Consider the following 23,856-nt stretch of genomic DNA (forward strand, 5'->3'; position numbering starts at 1 on the left):
TGTCCCAGACGGGGAATTTATTTTTTTTCCCTTTACTTAATCACGATATTGAGCAATTAGTTGGTATTTTCCCGGTTTTAATTGCAGAGTAAATAAGCCATCCTGAGAGATTCCCTGACTGCTAATCATTCCCTTGGGATTAGTTTCAAAGTGCCAGCGACCAAAATAAGTAATTCCCAGATCAACCTGAGTATCTGAGACGATTTGGCAATCCCAAATACGATTATATGAAGAAGCTTTGACCATAGCTAATTGACCGTCACCATTGCGAACATAATGGTCTTGATAACCTTGAGCAGGAGAAACGGTATTACCTTGAAATTTCCAGAAAGGCGTTTTCTCACTCAGGGCAGCCGGAAGATAATCTACTACATCTGGAACAATTAAGAGACCAGCCGCTAGATTAAATCCTTTACCTCCGACTTTAATTGGTTCTACTGGTAAAAAATTAGCCGTTGCTGTTCTTTGGGATTGATAAGATGGCTGTTTAATCCTGGCGGTAATCAAGTTGTTGAGTTGTTCTTTGGCCAGGGAATCTTGGTAAAGAGGAGTTAGGACACTTGATAATAAAAGGTAATGGGGAATAGACAAACTAGCAATGACTAACAGGCTGACTAAAAGGCGTTTTTTGAATTGGTTAAATTTCACAGAAATAGAAAGAATTGCCAAAGTAGAAACTAGACCCGATGCCACGGCAAGGAACCGAAAGGGAAACTGGATTTTTTGCAGGGGAAAAATGATTTTGTAAAATGGTAAAGAAATAGGTGAAATCATTAATAAACTCAGTCCCGATAAAACGATTAGAGAAAACAGATTAAATTTTTCTAATTTGTTTCTTCTCCGCCAAACTGCTCGAATACTTAAGAGATAGATAATTAGATAGATGCTGAAAATGAGACTAATTATAAAAGTCTGTCGATTTTGATAAAAGTTATTACCAAAAGCAACCCAATCACCCAGAGAAGTTCCTAGCGGTTGACGAATTTCTTTTAAATTAAAAACCGCAGGAACTAAGTAAGGAAAAGAAAAAATTATGCCGATGTTAAAGAATAGAATCCGCCAGCAAAAATCTCGAAAATTTCTATTTTTTAACAGGATAATTACCGAATAAATACCAAACAGAAAAAATATAATAATCAGACTAGGCAGATGAGCTAATGCTATCAAAGAAGTTGTAATTGTTAATGCTAAACCATTAGCCAAAGTAATCCTAGTAGAAACTTTTAGAAGTGCGGTCACAAAAAAAGGCATTAAAGCAATAGCCAAGCACTCTGCTAATGCTCCGCGCCAAAATAAACAGTAAAATAGGTAAGGATTAATTGCTAAAATAATAATTAGTTGATAGTAACCTATGCTCCTTCTTTTGAATAAATACATTGCTAGGGTTGAGGCACTAATTATATTGATCAGCAAAATAGTTAGCACCGTAAATCTTAGAGCAACAACTGGATAAAATCCGAGCAAATGATAGGGAAAAGCTACATATCTTAAAAGAGGAGGATAGAATAAAAATGCAGCATTTCCGAAGCCTCCATAGCCTTGAGCATACCATTTTGGGAATAAATCTCCAGACTTAACTTGCTCTGCCCAAAAACTATTCCAAAATAAATGAACAAGACCATCATTTGTTCTTTCTGGAGCAAATAAGAAAGCGAACCAAGTGCTACCTATAATCAAAAACACCAGAAGAGCGAAACTAAGTTGTTTTCTATGTAATCGAGCAAGACTAACAAGTGTATTCATGATCAGGTAAGCGGAAGATTTTAATCTTTTTCTCGTTATCTAATCCTAGATTGTAGCAATATCAAGCTACAGAATTAAATAATTATTATCTATCAAATAGATATATTACCTATTTATTCTAGGAAAGTTCTTAGGATAAATTTTAGCATAAACTAGACTAGCTTTTTCAGCTAATACTTGAATTTCATAGTCAGAAGATAAATTATTAAAATCTTTTTTACTCATAATAATTTCAGGATTTTTATCAGTATTGACAGCAGTTTTAAGTTGTTCGGCACTCCTCACCCACCAAATCGGTCTGTTACTATAAAATAAGGCACTGGGATGATTAAGATCAGCAGATAACTTAGCAATTATTAAGGGATTTTTCTTATTATTACTAAAATCCCCTTGCCCTGCCACTTGTGCTAAAGCAGCTAGGGGAGTTACTCTTGCGGTATAAAGTCCTCGAACTTCTCTGATTCCAGAAAAGACAAAAACTGCAAATAGTAAAATAGTCGCCGATTTAGGAGTAAGCCTTTTCAGTAAAATGAGAACAAGTAGAGTGGCAGCAATCACAAAACAGAAAACTGCTACTATCTGTTTAACTGAAGCAGCAATTCTCATTTTAAAAAGTAACAAGTGATACAGACAGAAACAAAGCTTTAAGCAAGCTACAAAATGCGCTCCCGCGAGTGCGACTGCATCGCAGAGAAGTGAGTATATCGAGTATTTATACTCAAAATATTTGAAAGATGGGAGAAATCTAGAACAAAAGTTCTCTACATCAGAAAGAGAACCAAATAAAAATTGATGATTGTTGTCTGTTGAGGTAAAATTATTAAGTTGGAAATATTAATTAATCAAACTGTTCTGCGATGACGAAAAAGGCTGTGACTTTAGAAATTCCTGAATTAATACAATTTTTAGTTCAAGAATTCCATGACTTACCCGATGACAGAAAACCAGGAAACAATACCAAATATCAGGTAGAAGATGCAGTTAAGGCGGCTTTTTCGGTTTTTTTTACTCAGTCACCTTCTTTTTTAGAGCATCAACGTTTGATGAAAAGTAGTAAGGGAAAAGATAATGCTTCAAGTTTATTTGGGATCAAAAAAATACCTTGTGATCATCAAATCAGAAACCTGTTAGCTCCTATCCCAGCTGCCACAATATTTGGCTCTTTTCAACAAGTCTATCAATGGTTAAAAAAACCGGGAGTTATTAAAAAATTTTTCTACTTAGATGAGGAAATTTTAATAGCTTTAGATGGTACGGAATATTTTTCTTCAAAGAAAATTAGTTGTCCCCATTGTAATTGCCGCAATCATCGTAATGGAACGACAACTTATTTTCATGGTTGCGTCACGCCAATTGTGGTTTCTCCTGAGCAAAAACAAGTGATTAATTTAGAACCAGAATTTATTAAAAAACAAGATGGGCAGCAAAAACAAGATTGTGAAAATGCGGCTGTTAAAAGATGGTTAGATAAGAATCATCAAAAGAAGTATGGTTATCCTGTAACCCTGTTAGGAGATGACTTATACTCTCGCCAACCTATCTGTGATTTAGCTCTAAAACAAGGTTATAATTTTATTTTTGTTTGTCTTGAAACTTCTCATAAAACCTTATATGAATGGCTAGAATTTTTAGAAAAAAGTGGAGAAGTTAAAACCGTAGAAAAGAAACAATGGGATGGACGAAAGAATCTCATTTATCGTTATCGTTATGTTTCTAGAGTTCCTCTGAGAGAGGTCGAGTCAAGTCTCGAAGTTAATTGGTGTGAAGTCACGGTCATTAATGAAAAAACACAGAAAATTATCTATCAAAATAATTGGATTACCAATCATCAAATTACTGAAAATAATGTTGAAAAAATTGTCAAAGCTGGACGCAGCAGATGGAAAGTTGAGAATGAAGGAAATAACGTTCTTAAAAATCACGGTTATAATTTAGAACATAATTTTGGTCATGGTCAAAGTCATTTATGCGAGTTCTTGTTGTCTTTAAATTTACTAGCTTTTTTATTTCATACCGTTTTAGATTTAGTTAATCATACTTATCAAAAGATTCGTGAGTTATTAGTTACTCGCCCCAGTTTTTTTAATGATATTCGTACTTTATTAAAATATTTTTGGTTTAAGAATTGGTCAGAGTTTTTCTTGTTTATTCTTACCGAATATGTCCCGCTCAAAAAAATAAATTCTAGTTAAAAATGTCAATTTTTCGAGAGAAGGAAAGATTATTTTATTCATTGAAAAAACCACAAATTAGGTCAGAATTTCAGCTAAATTTATGAGTTGAGATAAGTTTTTTATGGGCAGATATTTTAAAACTGTCTCTTGAAGCTAATTATGATGATTATCTTGAAAAAAAATGATAATTAGACAGAAGTTCTCTTGTTCACATAGAGAACTTTATCTTCTTTTGTTTTCAAAATGAGAATTGCTGTAACTGAAGGACTGATAATACCAACAATTTTGAGAGGCGTTAAAGGGAAAATAACTAAAGCGGCTCTTCGTTACTCTTTATGCTAAATCAACATACAAGATGCCAAGATAACATACTTCTAACCCAAAAATTCCGAAAGTTTCTAAAGCCATAGGCTCTCCGTTTTATTAGTTTAAGTTTATTGTTGATTCCCTCGACCACCCCATTCGTTGTCCTTTGCTCGAAATAACTAATGATTTCTCCAAACCAGTTTCGGATTGTTTGACAACTCTTGGTAAAAACACTGGAGGATTTTGCCAACCATTCTGAGATAGATAGCATTCCCTCTGTCGGATTCTCTGAGGTTTCATAAATCTTTCTAAATTCTTCCTTTAATTCCTGCATCTTTTTCAAACTTGGTCAATTTTCTTTGATAGCTTCTAGTTTGATTTTTTGGGGTTCCGTTAAATTTTCTTCATTTTTTAACCGACTATATTTACTTCGCTTTAAAACTTCTAGTTTTGCTTCTTTTTCCCCTTTCTGTTTTTTATTTTTCTGCGCTTCTACCGCTCTTTTTTCTGCTCTTCTCTGTTCGTCTAACTCTTGATTAATTTGTTTCATTACATGGAATCTATCGGCGACTACCTCGGCCGATGGTATCAATTCTTTCACCAAATTTTTATAGGGCAACCAAAGGTCTATGCTGACTTCTTCAATTTGCTCTAACACCTCTTTTCCCCATCCCGTAAGCGTTTCCCTCAATTCTTCTTGTGTTCGCTTCTTTAGAATAGCTATTAGTTTTCCCGTATCTAAATTTACTAAAACCGCACAATATTTTTTTTGTCCTTTGACTAGAGCGATTTCGTCAATTCCTAGTCTTTTTAATTTCGATAGGTCTGTCTCTGTAATTTCTTCAGCTATGTCCTCTATCATTCTTTGAATCTCTTCTTCTGTTACGTCATTTATTCGGCTAACATTTAAAATATCTCCTTCTTTTAATTGTTCGAGTATATTCTCGGCTAGTCTTTTCGTATAGGTTCGTTTCTTGGCGACAAAATCTAACTCTTCGCTAAAGGGTTTTCGACAATTATCGCACTTAAATTGACGACGATTAACTTGTAGGTACACTGGTTGTCCTGAGATTGGTAAATCTTTGACTAAATGTCGATGATTTTGGTGTAGTTTATCGCTCTCTAACCCACAATGAGGACAGGTTGCTTTTTGCTTTTTCGATTCGATTCGGCAAACTATACCGATATTTTCTAGGTGTCGATAGCCTTGAATACAGGTTCCTTGTAGGTTCAAAAATTTGTCAAGTATCATAAGTAAAATAATCTCGTTTTTGGCTATTATATCAAATCTTAACTCGATTGTCTATCTTTTGGTATTAATCTATTTGTGCCGTAAGTGTCTCCCTGTATGAATTTCAGCCACTTTTAGGCGTAGGCACTCTCATCGAATTTTATTTTAAGTTAATTATTTGCATAACAATTACCGAAGAGCCACAAAGTTCCGTAATCATCTGTGCTACGCTGCTTTAAGTCTTGACGCGAGAGAAGAGATCCACCACAACGTCAAACCCTTCACTCCCCCCAATCCACCTTCCCACCACCCACCCCACACGGGAGTATATAAATATTGGGAAGTGCGATTCTGGCTGTGTTGTAGCATGATATGCTACCTCTTTAAGCTCCAACCATCTACCTCCTGCTCTCCAACCAACGTGATCGCCAAAACTATCCCATACTTCTGAATTATATCTTTTCGTACCCCCTAGGTCACGGTAAATTTTTGCCTGTCTCTTAATACCAAATTTCCCTTCGCTGTATTTCACCCAGAGACGGTCAATTTCATCGATTACATCTAGGGATACCCGTCTAAAAAGCTGGTAGAAGTGATCATAACCTTCTATAACCATCCACTGATACATAATGAAGGCAGTTTCGTAGTCGGCTTTTTTCCAATCCTGTTGCTCTAGGTACTCTTCTAACTTTTGATAGATCTGTTCTTGGTTTGCGATAAGATATCCTCTCTGTTTTCTCAGTTCTTTTTCGTAGGCAAGATCGGTTTCTTTGTTATATTGAACCGAGATCATCTTATCGAATTGTTCTCGAAAGCGATCTGGGTTTTCTGTCTCTGCAAAAGCTAGACGGAAAATCTCTGCCCATCTTTCCTCATTTTCGTTCTCCTTATTTCCCCAAAGTTCGGTTAAAGTCTTGGCTGCTGTTCCTGCTAAAGCAGAAAGCTTACTTGCATCTTTAGGAAGCTCGATATGGGGGTTAATATGTTTGATGTGAGAGGCGCGGTAGAGGGTTTCTCTGTCGTCATTGCAGATTACCTCGATCAAGCCTTTATCCTGTCCCTGTTTTATTTTTTTCTGATAGTTGGGAACAGATTGACAAACCGCTTCTAAAGCTTCAATAGGAACTGGAATTTCATAGATTAGGCAATTACTAACCACTTTTTCAAGAGCTTCATCCGTCAATAGTTGAGGTTTTTCTTCTAACCGCCAGACTATCTTATCGCGCCAAGTAACATCGGATTCATTCTCAAATGACCGCAACTTTGTATCTATCTCCCCTGAATTTAAAACCTCATTATTGAGCCATTCCAAGAGACGGGGGTTGCCATCAGCAAGGTTTAAAGCTCTTTCTATATAGTTTTTATCAATCTTACCCGAACTAAAATGCTCTAACCGCCGCAGTTTCTTTTCTAAATCGGACTCTTTGTATTTGAAAGAGGGTAAAGACTCGAGATGATAAAATTCCTCTAATAGAGGGGAATTGAAGGTATAGCGCGAGGTAATAATCAGGCGATGGTAGTAATTAGTTTCCTGTATCGCCCCAACTAGAGCTTGTAATAGTTGAGCTACCCCTGCTTTAAAGATATAGTCATCGCTGGATGAAGGGCATTCCAAGTTCCACTCGAAATCATCAAGAATAAGTAGAAAAGGTTGGTTTAACTGACCAAAAACATCCCTTAAGCGATAGTCTAGCTCCTCATTAGAATCCAGAAGGATTTGACGTTGTGAACGGTCTAATTTTTTAGCTAGGGTATTAACTAAGCTAGTTTGATCAATTTGTCGCCACCAGACAAGCTTAGTATAGTCTGGAAGGCGATCGCACAACCGAGCGGCGAGGGTACTTTTCCCGTTACCACCAAAACCTTGCAGAAAAACGCCAACCTTAGAAACTGCTACAGGATTATCAAAGGGTTTTTTCAGCACTTGCAAGCAATACTGAAGATCACGGCGGCGACCGATAAAAGTTTCCCGTGTGGCTACCCGCAAATATTTCGTTTCTGGGTCCACAAATTGGTCAACAACGGATACGGGAGGTAAAGGTTTTTTCTGTCCTCTGCTTACCAAAGCTTCTGGGATACTTCCCCGGACATAGAGGCGTAAACAATGCCAATCCCTCGCCTGATTTTCTAATAATTTCTGATAGGCAAAAGCTAACGACTCGCTTAAAGTAAAGCCTTGAGAAAGCTTTTCGTAGAGGATGGCCGCCGTGTCAGCAGCTTCCTGATCCCTGACGGGTTGACCCCACCCCAAAACAGTTTTAGCCCCATTTTCTAATAACTTCTCGGCCATCGAAAGGATCTCATCACCATCGGAGTAGCCTGTCCGACACCCTGATAAAAACAACAGCTTAGGTAAATTAAACTGTAATTCTCTAGCAATATCTTCAGCGCTGGTATCTTGTCTATCTCCGTATTCCGTCTCGGTAATAAAATAGGGTTTCTGATCCTTGATGGTAGCGTGTCCGCTCAGGTGGATAACATCGAAGTATCCCCTATCTTTACTGGCTATCAATTCGCCTAATTCTTTAATACATCCGCTCTCTTCAACGGTTAAAGATAGGGGTTTCCCTCTAGTTGCTTTGAGGATCTTCCCTTCTTCTGCCTCAAAGTCTAGTATAGGCTCGACACCTCTAGCAGAACTTGCCATGAAAACTACATTTAAGGCTCGATTCCTGCGGGTTGTTGTCCACAGTTAACAGCCTTTCATTACCGGTTTTCATCCACCGCATAGGAACAATAGCGGGAAGCTTAGACACAAGAAAACCCTGATCATCGTGTAATAATTCCCAGGGTAGATGGACTAATCCGTTGCTGGTGCTGATAGCCAGAACTATTTTCTCTCCTCGGTGGCTATCTAACTCGTTCTGGAGGATGCGCTCCGTACCATCTAACCATCGGTATAAACCTTGTCCTGTTTTGGCGTGGTCTTCCGGTAAACGGGTATAGTAATCGGTGTCAGCCTTTTCACTTAGGTGGTCTATTTCACTCAGGAATCTTGTGTAGGTACGAGTCTGGTTAGGGTTGTCCCAGAAAAATCGGAACTCAACGCTGTTGCTACCCCTCTCCTGAAGATCAATATGCAGTATCTTCATGATTTTTCTTGTTCCAAGAGTTTTTGTAGTTGCTCTAGGGTAGCATCTTTGAGCAGCAGGCGATCGCCGTTTTTGCTCACAATCAACACCCGTTCGATCTTCGGGGTTTCAGGAGAGTCAATTTTTCGCTTTAATTGGTACAATTTCTCGGCGATGGCGATTGTTCCGCTAATAATGCCGATGATGGTGGCGATAGTGGCAAGGGTTCCCTCTCTCTCCACTTCAGAGATAACTTCGTAGCTGCCTTGCACCCCTTCCATCTCGACGATATCCTGAGCAACTTTGATAGCATCGGCTCCTTGAATTTCTATCTGCATCAGTTTTGTTCCTCCCGTAAGTACCCAAGCAAAATGATACTAAATCCGTTTATTAAAAACTGATTATCTATTCCCCCTTTTGCCTGTCCTGATATCTAGCCTATACTCAACGAATTTAGCACGAAACCCAACCAATGTCCTATTATCAAATAATTATAAATGATTTTGCCTGGTTATTGGATGGGGTGTTGGGTAACAGTCGTCAACCCAACCTACCTTCCGCGCTTTCTAGCTGTCGGTTCTAAGAGTTAGATTACCAAGTACAAGCTGAGCTAAGTCATCAGCTTTCTTTGATTGTTCTGCCGCCAATGTCCTTAGCGTAAACTCTTGTTCGACAGCATCTCCAATTTGTGTTTGAATCTCTTCTGGGGGAACAATTATTTGTAATTCTAGTAATCTAGACGGGCTAATTCTCTGTCGCCCCGTTGCACCAGTAACGTTTGCTGTCGCTTGTCGGGTAAAATGATCAGAACGTAAAGCCCGAAAAAGGTAATAAAGATTAATCTCGGCTTGTGATTTTTTTCGCAAAACAATAAATTCAGTTGAAGCTACTGCGTTAGTTACATCTTGGGTTACTAGCGCAATCTTTTTGTTGGCCAAGCTGGGCATGATCTTGGCGAAGAGAATGTCATTCTTTTGAAAGCGATGTTTTGTGCTTCCAATCTCATTTCCTTGATTAAGTTTAAGAGTTAATATATAGCCATAAATATCATCTACTTCTCGTAAATCTATATATTCAAATATTTGACCAGCATATCTACTAGAGCGTGGATTAACGCTTCTTGATACAACATCTACAAAGTTTCCTAAAGGCTGCTGTTCAAACTCACCTATTTGCTCATGCAAATATTGTGTATAAGCTGCACCAGCATCAACTGTATCGATACTACGGGCTGATTCTTCAGTGATTGTTAATATTAAAGGGTCTGGTTTAATTAACTCGATAGTCATTGCAGTTCTAGTTTTACTCTATGATAGGCTTCCGCGATAACAGGTAAATCATTGAGATCAGTTTCTCTATAATATTTTGAGGTAATGTCATAGCCAACGTGTTCTGCTTGTGCTAAAAAACGCTTTTTATTGTCTCCAGTAGTCTTCTTGAGATACAAAACACAGGTTCTAGCATTAGACCCCCCAAACGGCTTAAATGATCCGACGGGTAAGCTTATACAACCATGAATATGTGTACGAGATTTCACAAAGTTGCGAACTTCAGTCTCGGAAACTCCGCTGGCAACACCATGGGGCAAAATAACTAGCAAACGTCCAGTTTCAGGCTTTAATAGTCGAATTGCTCTCTCAAGAACCAAATAGTCTGAACCTTGAGCAGCTTTACCTAGTCCTAGATAATACCGGTTTAAAGTAGCAGAATCTTCATAGGGTATATTGAACGGGGGATTAATGAGAATTACATCAAACATTGCTGCGTTATTTTGCTCAATATTTAAAAAATCAGTTCTGCGTCCATCTGTATTCTCAAAAACATCTTCTCTAATTGAATCTCCTGTATAAATATGTTCATAGCCATCACCATGTAAAATCATATTTATTCGACATAAAGTGGCTAACCGAGGATTTATCTCAATTCCCCATAGATTATTCGTGACAAGATTACTAACTAAATGATCTTTTTCATCTTGGCTAGAATCAAGAAATCGAATTTTTTTGCGGACATTAATAAACGCTCTAATAAGAAAGCCACCACTTCCGCATGATAAATCAAGGACTTTTTCTCCAATTTTTATATCAGCTATCTCAACCATGAACTCAACTAATTGTCTTGGGGTTAAATACTGTCCTAAGTCCCCTCGGAGTGTTCCAGTAAGAAAGGCCTCATAAACAGAACCAACTACATCTCCTCCTGCTCCAGCCAAGCCAAGTGGCGTCTTAAAACCATAAAGACCAAAAGGCTCTAATTCACGAACAATTTTTTCAACAGTTTCGTTGCTTCTAATTTGAATTTGAGTTCCCGTAGGGAATACATTAAAAGTCTGTTTTGCGTCAGTAAACATTTGCTGTAAAGCAGCTAGAGGTCCACTGCCAAGAAGCCAGGAAGATGTAAAGCGATTGGGTGCAAAGCCTTCAGCATCTCTTTTCTCTTCGTTAAACTTACAAGTGAGAATTTTAGTTAGCTCATCAAATGCAGACTCGGCAATGAGTCCTTCTTTAGCTAACTCTTTTCGACATTCCCTAAATGCTATTTCTAAGTCACCTTTATTTTCAATAGTTACTAAAAGTCGCTCAGCAGCTTGTCGCTTTTCCAATTGAACTACATTGCTAGAGACAGTAAGTATTGTGCTTTCAAGCTCTTGCGGTTCAGGAACGGATTCTAATCCGCCAATATCGTCTCTATCCAAATAATAAATCTCCCAATCACGTCCATTAGTCAGAACTGCAATTGGTGTAGATGGTTCAAGAAGTTGAGCATAGGAAAGCACTTGGTTAACATCCTCCTCGCTCAATCGATGCTGAATACGCTTGGTTTCAACCACAAGAGCCGGACGTTCCCCAATATAAACAACGATATCAGCTTGCTTTCTAAATCTATGTCCTGAAGTTCCAGTGATTGAGACTTTTCGACGTATCTGGTTCCTGTCGTAACCAAGCCTCATTATGAAAGGGATAACAACATTCTCAGCACAGTCGTCCTCAGAGTTCAACGGTGGTGCTTTGCGAAAAATGTCATCTAAGATAGCCTGTTTATTCAACGGCATAATAATCTATACACCTATGGGTTACACGATTACTAAGCCTACTGCAAACCAGAGCAGTAGGTAAATAGATTAAACCGTTGCGTTGCTGTTACAGGCAATACTACTATTGACCAGCTTAGTTGGGGAAAAAATCTCAATTACCATCAATGGTTGACCTAAGAAAATATTTCAGTCTCTCCGTCGGGAAATAACCTATTAGAGACTGAAAAATCTTAGTCATTCCATTCCCCTTTGGGGGGTACGGGGGGATTGCGTCGAAGATGACGGGTTAAGTCTTCATCCGGTTGTTTCTCTCCTCTTAGCCACTGTTTAATCGCTGTTTCGATAATGCGACTAGGATCGTTAGTCAGGTGTTTAATCTGGTCTAAAACTTCCGAGTCAAGGTGAATAGCGATTTCAACTTTCTCCGCCGTGCGCTGAGTCGGTGTAGCATTGTCGTTCATAAGCTCTATTAATGATTGCTATCTATCATTCTACCCGTCAGTCGAGGATTCTCATCCAAGAGTTTATCTATGGTAATCCGATTTGGACAAATCATACAGCCTTTCCTTAGCCATTGCCCTTTCCCTGATTTGGTCACCATAATCAAGCCTACCATAGTTTCCGGTGGATGCCGAGAGGGGAAGCTAAGGTTGAAACCATGACTATACTTGCAGTTTAGCTTTTTTTATCTTTACCGAAAAATTGGGTTTAAAGCCTCGCCCTTTTAGGACGGCTTTGTGTTAAACTGATTGGTAAGCGGAAAATCAGATGTGTAGTCGTGACACGCGAACTGACCGTTGGACAAAAGCTAGTGTCACCAACCCATTTCGGGTTGCCCCAATACCTCACTGCTCTAATCAAAAAAAGTACGGCATAGGTGGGAGATAAAAAAAATTAAATAGGGTAGGGCATACCCGAATTTACGCTTGGGGAGTAGTCCCTAAGAGTGCTTGCCTTGTAGGTGTAGTCGGACTAGACATGAAGCTGTAAGACCAAAATTAGCTTTGCTAGTAGAGGCAGGATTCAGCCCAAGAATCTCCGCACTTTTAGGGCGGAGAGTGTCAAAAACCCCTGACTTTTGCCAGCAGTGAACCACGATGACTGACGTTCCCGTTTCTCGCATTCGCAATTTTTCCATCATCGCTCATATCGATCATGGTAAATCAACTCTCGCTGATCGCCTCCTGCAAATTACGGGAACCGTAGCCCAACGGGAGATGAAAGAACAATTTCTCGATAATATGGACTTGGAACGGGAACGAGGTATCACCATCAAGTTACAAGCGGCACGCATGGATTATACCGCTAAGGATGGTCAAAAATACGTTCTCAATCTGATTGACACCCCCGGCCATGTGGATTTTCCTACGAGGTTTCTCGGTCTCTAGCGGCGTGCGAGGGAGCTTTATTAGTTGTGGATGCGTCCCAAGGAGTGGAGGCGCAAACTTTAGCCAATGTTTACCTAGCACTGGAAAATAACCTCGAAATTATCCCAGTTTTAAATAAAATCGACCTACCCAGTGCCGAACCGGAACGGGTCGCGGCGGAAATCGAGGAAGTGGTGGGTTTAGACTGTAGTGAGGCGATTCGGGCCTCGGCTAAGGCTGGGATCGGTATTAATGATATTCTAGAGTCGATCGTCCAATTAGTTCCCCCTCCCCAAGATACCCTCGAAGAACCCTTCCGAGCTTTAATTTTTGATAGTTATTACGACGCTTATCGAGGGGTAATTGTCTATTTCCGCGTCATGGATGGTCGGGTGAAAAAGGGCGATAAAATTCGTTTTATGGCTTCTGGTAAAGAATTTGTGATCGATGAACTGGGAGTTTTATCACCGCAACAGGTACAGGTAAATGAACTGCACGCGGGAGAAGTGGGTTATCTGGCAGCTGCGATTAAAACCGTCGCCGATGCCCGGGTGGGTGATACGATTACTCTAACCGCTAAACCAGCACAAGAGCCTTTACCCGGTTATACGGAAGCAAAACCGATGGTTTTCTGCGGATTATTCCCCACCGATGCTGATCAGTATGCCGATCTCAAAGATGCGCTGGAAAAGTTAAAATTAAACGATGCAGCTCTATCCTACGAACCGGAAACTTCTAGCGCCATGGGTTTTGGTTTCCGTTGCGGTTTTTTGGGATTACTGCACATGGAAATTGTCCAGGAAAGACTAGAAAGGGAATATAACTTAGATTTAATTACCACCGCTCCCTCGGTAGTTTATCAGGTCACTACCACCGATGGGGAAATTGTCGAAGTGGATAATCCTAGTTTGTTACCTTCCCCACAAAAACGGGAAAAAATTGAGGAACCTTATATCCAAGTGGAAATGATTACTCCGGAAACCTATGTAGGCGCTTTGATGGAATTATGTCAAAGTCGTCGGGGAGTTTTCAAGGATATGCGTTATTTTACTAAAACTCGCACCGCTTTGATTTATGAGTTACCTTTAGCAGAAGTGGTGACGGACTTTTTCGATCAATTAAAATCTCGATCCCGCGGTTACGCTAGTATGGAATATCAATTAATTGGCTATCGGGAAAATGAGCTAGTTAAATTAGATATTATGGTCAATGGTGATCCCGTTGATGCTTTAGCGATGATCGTTCACCGGGATAAAGCTTATTATGTTGGTCGCGCTTTAACCGAAAAGTTAAAAGAATTGATTCCCCGGCATCAATTTAAGGTTCCCATTCAAGCAGCTATTGGTTCTAAAATTATCGCTAGTGAACATATTCCCGCTTTAAGAAAGGATGTCTTAGCTAAGTGTTATGGTGGTGATATTAGCCGCAAGAAAAAGCTGTTAGACAAGCAAGCAAAAGGGAAGAAACGGATGAAAGCGATCGGAACTGTTGATGTCCCCCAGGAAGCATTTATGGCAGTCCTAAAACTCGATCCGCAGTAACGTCTAGGGGTGAGGATTAACTCACCCTTTTTAGTTTTAGCAGAGGGGAATTATTATGAAACTTTTGAGATTATCCTATCAAGATTTAGCCTCTGGATTAAGTATAGATTCTTGCGAGTTTTTTCCAGATTTGAATTTATTAGTTGGTATCTCAGGTGCAGGAAAAACCTCGATTTTAAAGGCTATTAGTAATTTAAAAAGAATCGCTAACGGTGAGTCTATAAATGGGGTGAAATGGGATGTAGAATTTTTAACAACCGCTCATATTCGTTATCATTGGTTGGGTGAATTTGAGGTTAAAAAAGCCCGTTCTCTCATCAAGATTGAAGAAGATGAAGTCAATAGTAATGACGGCGAAAATAAGGTTAGTATAATTAGTGAAACTCTTTTAAAAGATCAAGAGATTTTGATCGAAAGAAACCAAGAGGTAATTGAGTTTAAAAATTCAAAGACACCAAAACTACCATCTTATTTAAGCTGTATAGAGCTTTTCAATCAAGAAGAAGATGTTTTCCCTGTTCGACAGGAATTTAACAAAATGATTTTCAATCCACTTAAGTTTAATATCTCATATTCAACATTTGGTAAAATCCTTAGAAACTACGAATATGCCGAATATAACTCTCTCTCTGAATTACAATCGAGTCAACTTCCTATTTCCGACAAACTACTAATAACTTATCAAAAATATCCTGATATGTTCGAGATAATAAAGAGAAAGTTTTTAGATATTTTCCCTCAAGTTGAAGATTTAAAAATAGAATCTTTAGAACCATCCGAACTAGGTGATCTGTTTGTTTCATTAACTCGAAGTTCTTCCCTTAAAAACCGAGCTTTCATACAAATAAAAGAAAAAAACTCTCATGTCTGGATTTTAGAACCAAATATCTCCTCTGGAATGATAAAAAGCCTGATGTTCTTAGCAACGATCGAATTATCTGCTGCTGGCAGCGTTATATTAATCGATGAATTTGAAAATAGTTTGGGGGTTAACTGTTTGGATAGTTTAACAGAAGGTCTATTAGTTAATTATCGAGATTTACAGTTTATTATTACCAGTCATCATCCTTATATAATTAATAATATCAGTCCTGCCTATTGGAAAATCGTCACTCGTAAAGGAGGAGTAATTCAGGTAAACAATGCGGTCGATTTTCATATTTCTAAAACTCGACAAAAAGCCTTTATTGATCTTATCAATGTCTTAGAAGAATTTCCTCAAGGAATTAGTTAATCGATGAATATTTATTTTTTAGTTGAAGGAAGAAGTACCGAAAAAAAGCTTTATACTGCCTGGTTAACTCATCTTATTCCCGAATTTAAGCGAGTTGATTTTTACGATCAAGTCAATCGCAATAATTACTTTATTATTAGTGGTAATGGCTACCCCTCGATACTTAATGATGGAATTCCTAACGCCATCGATAAAATTCAAGAAGTATCCAAATATAACTATCTAGTCATCTGTCTCGATGCTGATGAGGATACTGTCGAAGAAAGAGAACAATATGTTAATGACTTTATCACCAAACATATTACTATTCCCGCACAACTTGAAATCGTGATAATCATTCAAAATCGATGTATTGAAACATGGCTACTAGGCAATCGTACAATATTTAATTCTAAACAACCTTTACAGGGACTTTTAGCTGATTATGTTCAACAATATGATGTTTACGAAAATGATCCCGAACTAATGGGTAGATTTAATTGCAGAAATCATGCCGATTTTCATTTTGCTTATCTAAAGTCTATTTTTGAAGCTAAAAATTTGTCTTATTCTAAAAAATTCCCTGGGGAAGCTCAAGAACAATACTATCTTAATCAATTAAAAAAGCGTATCGATAAAACTGAACACTTAAAAACCTTTCAGAAATTTATTAATTTTTGTGATAATATTTCCAAAATTTCCGATAAATTGATCTGTGGTACTTCTGCCAAGGATGAAATACAAGCTGATTTGGCATCGTCTCCTGACTAATAGCTGATCGAGAATACAAGACTATGACAAGGCTTTTGTCCTAGAAATTTCTAGTTCGGCAGATTTTTGTAGTATTGTAGTATAATGGTAACTCCAGAAAAACAATCCTAAAAGTGCCGTCAGTCTCTTCAGTTAGCAGTTAGCAGATAGAAGTTAAAAATTGGCAATTTACTTGATGTTATGGCTTCCTTACGCGATATTCTCAGTTACTATCGCAATTATCAAAAAGCCGCCTTTTTGAGTATTGCTGCCTCCAGTGTCTTTGAAATTATCGATCTGATGGTTCCCTACGCTGTCGGACAGATTCTTAATGTTCTTTCTGATCAACCTTTAGATGGATTCGTGCAATCTTTAGTTAATCGCACGATGCTTTTAACTCCCTTTGCCTCAGAAAAGTGGGTTAGTTTGGCAGTATTATTAGGCTTAATTTTCCTAACCACGGTAATTAAAGCACCAATTCAGCCTTGGGTGGGTGTCTGGTTTCACTGGGAAATATCCTTAAGAGCGCGACGAGATCATCTCAGAAAAATTGTTGCCAAAATTCTCACCTTACCCCTATCTTTTTACGATGAAAATAATCCAGGACGCATCGCTAACCGGATTGCCAAAGGGATAGAAAATCATACTTGGACTTATCCCGAAGTGGCGGGAATGATGATCCCAAAACTGTTTAGAGTTTTGGGTATCTTTATTGTTATTTGGATAATTCAATGGCAGATCGCCCTTACTTTTCTTATTTCCTTTGTATTAATTGTAGCTTTTATTTTGAGATATTTAAAAGATTTAATGCAAAAAGAAAGAATTCTTGATCGGCATATCGAAAATACCCAAAGTCGCAATTCTGAGATTATTACTAATATTAAAACCGTCAAAGCTTTTGCCACAGAAGGACAAGAATTATATCGTCAGAAACAGCGTTTAGAGAGAGAACTTACCTACGTTATCCATCGCATTCATAAGGGTTATGTGGACTTAATTACTTGGGAAAAAACCCTCGTCCAAGCTAGTTTATTTGGAGTATTTTTCTTTACTCTCCTAGCTACCGTTCAACAGAAAATCTCGATCGGGCATTTTATCACCACCTATACCCTCGCTAGTATGGCCTATGCGGAATTAGATCCCCTATCCCAAATGGCAGAAACTTTCGCCCGTCGCTATGCTTCTATGGCACGTCTAAACGAATTTATCAACTTGCCCAGTGGTACTGATTCCGGTAGTCTTTTAGCCGATCATGCCCAACACAATCCCTATCATTTTACGGGGAAAGTAGAATTAAGTAATCTTAGCTTTGGCTATAGTCCAGAAAGAACGATTCTCAAGGATATTAATCTGCTGATTGAACCCTATCAAACCGTGGCATTAGTGGGAAAATCTGGTTCGGGAAAATCCACTTTAGTTAAGTTACTTTTCCGCTATTTTGAACCGAATCAAGGGCAAATTATGATAGATGGCGAGGATATTAGTCGATTGGATGTCACTTGGTATCGGCGACGGTTAGCGATTGTCCATCAAGAAGTAGATGTGTTTAATGGTACGGTGTTAGAAAATCTCACTTACGGTAATCCTAATATTAGCTTCGAGAAGGTAGAAGAAGCCTGTAAAATTGCTCGTGTCGATGAATTTATTCAGGAATTACCTAATGGTTATTCCACTATTGTAGGGGAAAGGGGCGTGCGTCTTTCGGGGGGACAAAGACAGCGTTTAGGAATTGCTAGGGCGTTAATTGTTGATCCAGATGTGTTAGTTTTTGATGAGGCCACTTCTAGCTTAGATTATGAGTCAGAAAGAGCCATTCAACTAGCTATGAAATCCATTTTAGGCACTCGCACCACGATTATTATTGCCCACCGTCTCAGTACCGTTCGAGAAGCTGATCAAATTGTCGTCTTAGATAATGGTCGCATTGTCGAGATCGGTAGCCATGATCAATTATTAAATCAGCAGGGAATCTATCAACGTCTCCACTCTTTGCAAGAAAGCGGTGAACTGGTTTAGTCTTAAAATAGTCCCCGATAGCGGACCGAGAAAATATTATCTAATGGAAGTTGATACCATGTCTAACGAAACCGTTACCTATTCCCTAGAAGCTGTTTTGACGAGGATTGAGGGGAAAATTGACAATCTCCAAAAAGATGTTAACCAAAAATTTGACAGTTTCCAAAAAGATGTTGACCAAAAATTTGAAAGTCTTCAAAAAGATTTTAACCAGAAATTTGACAAAATCGATGAAAGGTTAAATAAGCTAGAGGTAGGACAGGCAAAGTTAACCGAAAAGGTTGAAGGAATCGATAATCGCCTAAAATCAGTGGAAGGAACCCAAAAAATCAGTTTTGGACATTAATTATTCTTTGGGCAACTGCGATCGCCTACGGCGCAGCGAAGCCGACCGCTACTGCCGATTGGAAAGTATTTTTTTCAGGTAATCCCTAGAATTAATAGTAGCAACCTCACCATACCCTTATCCTGATCGGCATGGTGGGTTAAATCAACAAGTTTAACCCTCTGCTAACCAGCGCACGGCATCCTTAGCGTGGTAGGTTAAGATAATATCAGCACCCGCCCGTTTAAAGCTGGTTAAAGTCTCTAAAGTCACTCTTTTTTCGTCAATCCAGCCATTTAACGCCGCCGCTTTAATCATTGAATATTCCCCCGACACATTGTAGGCAGCCACGGGTAAATTAGTCATTTCTTTGATTCTCCAGATAATATCCATATAAGACAGGGCAGGTTTCACCATTAACATATCTGCTCCCTCTAGTACGTCTAATTCCACCTCTTTTAAGGCTTCCCTGGCATTACCCGGATCCATTTGGTAGGTTCTGCGATCGCCGAATTGGGGGGTAGAATCAGCCGCATCCCGGAACGGCCCATAATAGGCAGAAGCATATTTAGCCGTATAGGAAAGAATCGGCGTATCACTATAACCGGCCTCATCCAATCCTTGACGAATTGCCTGCACAAAACCATCCATCATTCCCGACGGTGCAATGATATCCACTCCCGCTTTTACCTGGGAAACGGCGGTTTTTTGCAATAATCCCAGAGTAGGATCGTTTAACACCCTGCCGGTTAAATCTCCCGTTTGCAGATAACCACAATGACCGTGGTTGGTATATTCGCACAAACAAGTATCGGCGACAATGAGTAGATCGGGAACTGCCTCTTTAATCGCTGTGGCCGCTTTTTGGACAATACCATGATCGTGCCATGCTCCCGTCGCCTCTGTGTCTTTACTTTCCGGCAGCCCGAATAAAATAATCGCTGGGATTCCTAAATCCCGCACTTCCTTGGCTTCATCAACAATTTTATCGATTGATAATTGGTACACCCCCGGCATCGATTTGACTTCCCGGGCAATACCTTCCCCCGTCGTGGCGAAAAGGGGATAGATAAAGTCATTGGCTGTCAAGACGGTTTCACTCACCAGACGGCGCATTTGAGGGGTTTGACGCAGACGACGGGGGCGATGAATAGGAAACATAGTTTTTTGTGATTAAATCGGGAATCTGGTCTCGATTCTTTATTTTAAATCTTTGCTGAGGATGAACACAAATCAATTCAGCCGGCTGCGGGCTGCTGGCAACTATCCACAATATTTAGTTATTTTGAGCTTAATCACACTATTTAGGGCATTTTTGACCTAACGAGGCTTTATACTCGTTTTAAGTCCGAAAAACCAGCAATTTGACTAAAATTTAATCTTTATAGCGATCACTTTTGCTGTAGCCACCACCGCATCTATTTACAAAACTTTACCTCATCAGTGATCAGTGATCAGTTACCAGTTATCAGTTATCAGATGTGAGTTTTTAGTTCACTGATGGCTCTCTTGGATATTGGCTGAAAAATGTTCACGGTGTCACATTAGAGGCGCAAGCGTTCACTGATTACTGTTTACTGTTCACTGTTCACTGACACCCAAAAACCATCTCCATTTGCGGGAAGGATCGTTTATTCTAGGAAGTAAGAGCGATCAATTCAGGATTTTTGCTATGGTCAACTTAGGTGATTTAGTCAAAAAAGCAGTTTATTTGGGCGTAGGCATTGCTAATTATGCCGCCGAAAGAGCTGAAGTAAATTTACAAGAATTAAGAAATCAAGCCCAAAAATTAGCCGATGAAATGATTTCTCGCGGCGAAATAACGACGGAAGAAGCGCGCAAATACGTTGATGAGTTGGTGAAACAGGCACAACAGCAAACGGTGGCAGCTAACGAATCTAATATTCCCCATGAACCCCGACGGATAGAAATTATTGAAGATGAGGAGGACACCAAAGCAGCCGAGCCAAAAGTAGATGAATTGCGGCAACAGGTGGAACGCCTTCAGGAAGAATTACGGAAACTGCAACAGGATTAAAACCTAGATTTTAGCGACAAATAATTAATTATTACCAGACAAGGGATGCAAGGACAAACATGGACGATTGGCAGAAAGATTTTTGGGAAGTTATCGAAACTGTCGCGCTGGGAATTGAAACTTTTTTCCAAGAAGTAGCCCAAACTATCGAAGAAATTAATGAGGAAATTATCATCGATCTGGAACAGTTTATTCAAGAGGTTTTACCCCAGGAATTAGAAGAATTTTTTAACCTCGATGAATACCCCTTTTCGGAATTAGATGAACCCTCGGATTTTATGCTCACTCCTAAGGTTAACCCCGATCCTAACACCCATCCTGCTTGTATCGGTTGCCGTAATTATCACGGTTATATCTACGGAGGCAATCTTCTCGTCTGCGGTTTCCATCCCTACGGTTGGGATAGTGATAGTTGTCCCGATTGGCAAGCAGAGGATTAATTATTTTTCGATAAAATCAGGTAGGGTTATTATCCCTACCCATAACTTTTATCTCAAAGCAGTTATCCGTCATTTTTAGTTAGGAATTACCCTTGGGAGCATGGTAAGGTTCAGAATCAAAGGGCTGCGTCCCCACATCGGGATATTCATCATTGTTGGGACTAAAAATGCGAGCGAAAGCCTCTGTTAGGTACTGGACAAAATTGTGTAACGTATCCTTGATATTCATTGCTTTTCTCTCCGACTCTCGACAACAATCTCTGTTCAACTTCGGATAAGGTTGATTCACCCCTCCATCCCCATTATCTGGCCAGAATCTCATCAATTGTTGACTTTTGAGATAATTATTGAATAATCTTCATAAGACTTTATATTTTTTCTTGTTTATCTAAACTTTTATAAGTAGGGAGGCACAATTATTTGTAGGATGGGTTAGCGCACTTCGTAACCCATGGGAGCGTTGGGTTTCATGCTTCAACCCAACCTACGTTCATCTTATATTTAATTCCACCCACCTACTTAATAATTCTCCTATTTTTGTAAAGGAAAAATTATTCAATTAAATCGCTGAACAAATATTTGATTGTTGTCCAGAAAGGACTGTATCTTTGTTGATCATCTAAGCATAAATATCCATTGACAAAAACTGTTAATTGAGCATTGTCTATCTCCTCATCCAAAAAAGGATCGATGGCTGCCTTACGAAGTGCCTTGAGTTTATTGAGGTTTAATCCCAACTTTTCGATAGTATTAATTGCTTTTTGATCATCTTCTTGTGCAGGTTTAATTGTACCATCATAGTTAAAGGCAAAGTGAGACTCACAATCGGGATTAAGTGGAGAGATTAAGAGATTTTCATCAAACCAGCTATTTTTTAGATTACTACAGTGCCGAGGTTCACCAGTCCTAAGATTTGCCTGACAGGAACATAGCAAATTGGCATAATCTAAGGAGTCAACAGTGGGATCACTTTGAGGTTTAAAATGTTCTATATGGCATTCACCATCAACCAATCGACTTTCACAATAACAACATATTTCCCCCTGTTCTGTCATCAAAGCTTTAATTAGTATTTCTTTTGGGTTTCCCCTTAAATTTTTAAAGTCGGGCTGCCAATCTGAGTTAGCTTGCTCTTTCCAATTCTTAAACTCCGGTGGTTCTTGTCTTTTCCTAATATACTTCATTTTCCGATAATTTCCTTGCGTCGAATGATAACTTCAGCTTTAATTAATTCTGGATCATCTTGAATTTTTGCTCTGAGATCATTGATTTTATTTTTAGCTGCCTCTAATTGATTTTGAGAAATTTGTTCATAGATATCTTTCAAAGCTTCAGCGATTTCCTGGGGACGGGTTGTCTCTAATCCCATCAAATCTTCCAAAATTCGATCAACATTTTTGCCGTAGGACGACCGCACGGGATGAACTTTTATTCCCATTTGTGTTTGTTCCATGAAGTGTAAACTTTCTGGCTGAACATGAGTGATAATATTAGGAGAATGGGTGGAAATAAAAAATTGACAGTTAGGAAAAACTTCTAGTAATTTAGGTACTACAAATCTTTGCCATTGAGGATGTAAATGTAAATCAATTTCGTCAATGATAATAACACCATTACCCGTTAAAGGATCAGGATTTTGAGGATTAGCAATCGCCATTCTTCGAGCTAAATCTCCCAGCATAGCAATCAGACATTTTGCTCCATCAGAAAGTTGATTAACAGTAACTATTTTATCCTTTTTTGTTACTTCCATTCTCAAGGGATTACGACGGACGCTAAGATTAGTAAAATCGGGTAGAAAACGTTCGATAGTTTCCCGAACCGCTTCCAATTGGGGATCGGGAAAACAAAAACCTTCTGGTTTAATTTCATCTTCCCGATATTTTCTATTTTCATTTTCTAAATCTTCACGCTCGCGAAACCATTCAAAAAAAGTGCGAAAATCTGATCCACTGGTTAAATCATTTTCGTAGGCACTTAGAGAATCAAATTTATGTTTTGTTTTAATTTTTAAAGGTATATCCAGCACTGCTCGATTAACAGAATAATAAACAAATAAAGGTAAGTTGATTTGTCCTTGATGTTCAGTAATTTGTCGTTGTATTTGTTGAGTGTATTCATTTAATTGGCTAAAATTACTCCGTTCTCCAGCGTGGATATATCCAGTCCTAGTTTTTACTATTTTCCAAGTAATCTCTTGACTATCTTCCGTCACTCCCGTGATTTCAATTATAGCCGTCCCCTGACCATTATTAATCTCGGTTTCGCTAATCTGTCGTCCACTGGCATTAGTATTTTTTAGGCGATTAACTAACCATGAAAGCATAATCGCCAAACTATCTAAAACGGTAGATTTTCCCGCACCATTAACTCCTATGAATACGTTGATCTGCCGATGAAAGTCGATGTTTAAACTAACTGCACCTCGATAATTAATAAGCTTTATAGACTTAATTCTCATGGATTTTTGTATCGGCAAGATTTGCTTATATTTGAGATAATTGTTAGAGAATCACTCTCCAATAATTGCCAGTAAAACTTAGATAGAGTTAAGAGGAAGTAGGACAAGGAATAGAAAAAAATATCGACCAAAGAAATAATATCTAG

17 protein-coding genes and 4 pseudogenes are annotated in these 23,856 nt (G+C 38.8%); 8 read left to right on the forward strand and 13 right to left on the reverse strand.

Going from position 1 to position 23,856, the window contains the following annotated elements; genetic code table 11:
• Positions 1–36: 36 nt before the first annotated feature.
• Both GQR42_RS00940 and GQR42_RS00945 read right to left on the reverse strand, forming a co-directional pair.
• Entirely contained in the window at positions 37–1,743 is a 1,707-nt protein-coding gene (locus tag GQR42_RS00940; protein ID WP_158198556.1) for a hypothetical protein, read from the reverse strand.
• Positions 1,744–1,848: 105 nt separating this feature from the next.
• Positions 1,849–2,349, reverse strand: a complete 501-nt coding sequence (locus GQR42_RS00945) for a hypothetical protein (RefSeq protein ID WP_158198557.1) — start codon at positions 2,347–2,349, stop codon at positions 1,849–1,851.
• Between the two features lie 251 nt (positions 2,350–2,600).
• Between GQR42_RS00945 and GQR42_RS00950 the strand changes: the two are divergent.
• Positions 2,601–3,849, forward strand: a pseudogene (locus GQR42_RS00950) (ISNCY family transposase).
• Positions 3,850–4,260: 411 nt separating this feature from the next.
• Here the strand turns inward: GQR42_RS00950 and GQR42_RS00955 are convergent.
• The 7 genes and pseudogenes from GQR42_RS00955 to GQR42_RS00980 all read right to left on the reverse strand — a co-directional run bounded on the left by GQR42_RS00955 (position 4,261) and on the right by GQR42_RS00980 (position 12,020).
• Positions 4,261–5,475 (reverse strand): annotated as a pseudogene (locus GQR42_RS00955) (ISL3 family transposase).
• A gap of 214 nt (positions 5,476–5,689) precedes the next feature.
• Positions 5,690–8,101, reverse strand: a complete 2,412-nt coding sequence (locus GQR42_RS00960) for a GUN4 domain-containing protein (RefSeq protein WP_233271209.1) — start codon at positions 8,099–8,101, stop codon at positions 5,690–5,692.
• A complete protein-coding gene (locus GQR42_RS28160; protein ID WP_233271210.1) occupies positions 8,085–8,546 on the reverse strand; it encodes a CHAT domain-containing protein in 462 nt (153 codons plus the stop codon). Before GQR42_RS28160 ends, GQR42_RS00960 begins: the two co-directional genes overlap by 17 nt.
• A complete protein-coding gene (locus GQR42_RS00965) occupies positions 8,543–8,863 on the reverse strand; it encodes a hypothetical protein (RefSeq protein WP_158198559.1) in 321 nt (106 codons plus the stop codon). The genes GQR42_RS28160 and GQR42_RS00965 overlap by 4 nt, the downstream gene beginning before the upstream one ends.
• A gap of 228 nt (positions 8,864–9,091) precedes the next feature.
• Positions 9,092–9,814, reverse strand: coding sequence for a restriction endonuclease subunit S (locus GQR42_RS00970; protein ID WP_002762203.1), 723 nt, complete (start codon positions 9,812–9,814; stop codon positions 9,092–9,094).
• Entirely contained in the window at positions 9,811–11,577 is a 1,767-nt protein-coding gene (locus tag GQR42_RS00975; protein WP_158198560.1) for an N-6 DNA methylase, read from the reverse strand. The genes GQR42_RS00970 and GQR42_RS00975 overlap by 4 nt, the downstream gene beginning before the upstream one ends.
• Before the next feature lie 212 nt (positions 11,578–11,789).
• Positions 11,790–12,020 (reverse strand): type II toxin-antitoxin system CcdA family antitoxin, encoded by a 231-nt coding sequence (locus GQR42_RS00980; protein ID WP_002732463.1) that lies wholly within the window; start codon positions 12,018–12,020, stop codon positions 11,790–11,792.
• A gap of 636 nt (positions 12,021–12,656) precedes the next feature.
• Between GQR42_RS00980 and lepA the strand changes: the two are divergent.
• From lepA to GQR42_RS01005, 5 genes and pseudogenes are all read left to right on the forward strand, one after another.
• Positions 12,657–14,467 (forward strand): annotated as a pseudogene (gene lepA / locus GQR42_RS00985) (translation elongation factor 4).
• 55 nt (positions 14,468–14,522) lie between these two features.
• The gene (locus GQR42_RS00990) at positions 14,523–15,701 is read left to right on the forward strand and encodes an AAA family ATPase (RefSeq protein ID WP_158198561.1); all 1,179 of its coding nucleotides are present in this window, start codon (positions 14,523–14,525) and stop codon (positions 15,699–15,701) included.
• A gap of 3 nt (positions 15,702–15,704) precedes the next feature.
• Positions 15,705–16,451: a hypothetical protein gene (locus tag GQR42_RS00995; protein WP_233271211.1), complete on the forward strand. Its 747-nt coding sequence runs from the start codon at positions 15,705–15,707 to the stop codon at positions 16,449–16,451.
• A gap of 180 nt (positions 16,452–16,631) precedes the next feature.
• A complete protein-coding gene (locus GQR42_RS01000) occupies positions 16,632–18,446 on the forward strand; it encodes an ABC transporter ATP-binding protein (RefSeq protein WP_158198562.1) in 1,815 nt (604 codons plus the stop codon).
• 58 nt (positions 18,447–18,504) lie between these two features.
• Positions 18,505–18,881, forward strand: a pseudogene (locus tag GQR42_RS01005) (DUF4164 domain-containing protein).
• Between the two features lie 64 nt (positions 18,882–18,945).
• On the opposite strand, the gene hemB reads toward GQR42_RS01005, so the two are convergent.
• Positions 18,946–19,932: a porphobilinogen synthase gene (hemB, locus tag GQR42_RS01010; RefSeq protein WP_158198563.1), complete on the reverse strand. Its 987-nt coding sequence runs from the start codon at positions 19,930–19,932 to the stop codon at positions 18,946–18,948.
• 511 nt (positions 19,933–20,443) lie between these two features.
• Here hemB and GQR42_RS01015 point away from each other — a divergent pair.
• Both GQR42_RS01015 and GQR42_RS01020 read left to right on the forward strand, forming a co-directional pair.
• Entirely contained in the window at positions 20,444–20,809 is a 366-nt protein-coding gene (locus tag GQR42_RS01015; protein WP_158198564.1) for a phasin family protein, read from the forward strand.
• A 59-nt stretch (positions 20,810–20,868) separates the two neighbouring features.
• A complete protein-coding gene (locus tag GQR42_RS01020) occupies positions 20,869–21,249 on the forward strand; it encodes a hypothetical protein (protein WP_158198565.1) in 381 nt (126 codons plus the stop codon).
• Between the two features lie 79 nt (positions 21,250–21,328).
• Here the strand turns inward: GQR42_RS01020 and GQR42_RS01025 are convergent, their stop codons facing one another.
• The 3 genes from GQR42_RS01025 to GQR42_RS01035 form a co-directional block, all read right to left on the reverse strand.
• Positions 21,329–21,478: an isochorismate synthase gene (locus GQR42_RS01025; protein WP_158198566.1), complete on the reverse strand. Its 150-nt coding sequence runs from the start codon at positions 21,476–21,478 to the stop codon at positions 21,329–21,331.
• Positions 21,479–21,800: 322 nt separating this feature from the next.
• Complete coding sequence (locus GQR42_RS01030) at positions 21,801–22,433, reverse strand: retron system putative HNH endonuclease (RefSeq protein ID WP_158198567.1); 633 nt, start codon at positions 22,431–22,433, stop codon at positions 21,801–21,803.
• A complete protein-coding gene (locus GQR42_RS01035) occupies positions 22,430–23,710 on the reverse strand; it encodes an AAA family ATPase (protein ID WP_158198568.1) in 1,281 nt (426 codons plus the stop codon). Before GQR42_RS01035 ends, GQR42_RS01030 begins: the two co-directional genes overlap by 4 nt.
• Positions 23,711–23,856 lie beyond the last annotated feature (146 nt).

It is taken from the genome of Microcystis aeruginosa FD4, assembly GCF_009792235.1.
GTDB classification, from domain to species: domain Bacteria; phylum Cyanobacteriota; class Cyanobacteriia; order Cyanobacteriales; family Microcystaceae; genus Microcystis; species Microcystis viridis.

Coding starts and splice junctions, on each gene's coding strand:
- GQR42_RS01035 (WP_158198568.1), bottom strand. CDS start 23,710: ATGAGAATTAAGTCTATAAAGCTTATTAATTATCGAGGTGCAGTTAGT.
- hemB (WP_158198563.1), bottom strand. CDS start 19,932: ATGTTTCCTATTCATCGCCCCCGTCGTCTGCGTCAAACCCCTCAAATG.
- GQR42_RS00940 (WP_158198556.1), bottom strand. CDS start 1,743: ATGAATACACTTGTTAGTCTTGCTCGATTACATAGAAAACAACTTAGT.
- GQR42_RS00995 (WP_233271211.1), top strand. CDS start 15,705: ATGAATATTTATTTTTTAGTTGAAGGAAGAAGTACCGAAAAAAAGCTT.
- GQR42_RS01020 (WP_158198565.1), top strand. CDS start 20,869: ATGGACGATTGGCAGAAAGATTTTTGGGAAGTTATCGAAACTGTCGCG.
- GQR42_RS00975 (WP_158198560.1), bottom strand. CDS start 11,577: ATGCCGTTGAATAAACAGGCTATCTTAGATGACATTTTTCGCAAAGCA.
- GQR42_RS00980 (WP_002732463.1), bottom strand. CDS start 12,020: ATGAACGACAATGCTACACCGACTCAGCGCACGGCGGAGAAAGTTGAA.
- GQR42_RS01000 (WP_158198562.1), top strand. CDS start 16,632: ATGGCTTCCTTACGCGATATTCTCAGTTACTATCGCAATTATCAAAAA.
- GQR42_RS00965 (WP_158198559.1), bottom strand. CDS start 8,863: ATGCAGATAGAAATTCAAGGAGCCGATGCTATCAAAGTTGCTCAGGAT.
- GQR42_RS01030 (WP_158198567.1), bottom strand. CDS start 22,433: ATGAAGTATATTAGGAAAAGACAAGAACCACCGGAGTTTAAGAATTGG.
- GQR42_RS01015 (WP_158198564.1), top strand. CDS start 20,444: ATGGTCAACTTAGGTGATTTAGTCAAAAAAGCAGTTTATTTGGGCGTA.
- GQR42_RS00970 (WP_002762203.1), bottom strand. CDS start 9,814: ATGACTATCGAGTTAATTAAACCAGACCCTTTAATATTAACAATCACT.
- GQR42_RS00990 (WP_158198561.1), top strand. CDS start 14,523: ATGAAACTTTTGAGATTATCCTATCAAGATTTAGCCTCTGGATTAAGT.
- GQR42_RS28160 (WP_233271210.1), bottom strand. CDS start 8,546: ATGAAGATACTGCATATTGATCTTCAGGAGAGGGGTAGCAACAGCGTT.
- GQR42_RS00945 (WP_158198557.1), bottom strand. CDS start 2,349: ATGAGAATTGCTGCTTCAGTTAAACAGATAGTAGCAGTTTTCTGTTTT.
- GQR42_RS01025 (WP_158198566.1), bottom strand. CDS start 21,478: ATGAATATCAAGGATACGTTACACAATTTTGTCCAGTACCTAACAGAG.
- GQR42_RS00960 (WP_233271209.1), bottom strand. CDS start 8,101: ATGGCAAGTTCTGCTAGAGGTGTCGAGCCTATACTAGACTTTGAGGCA.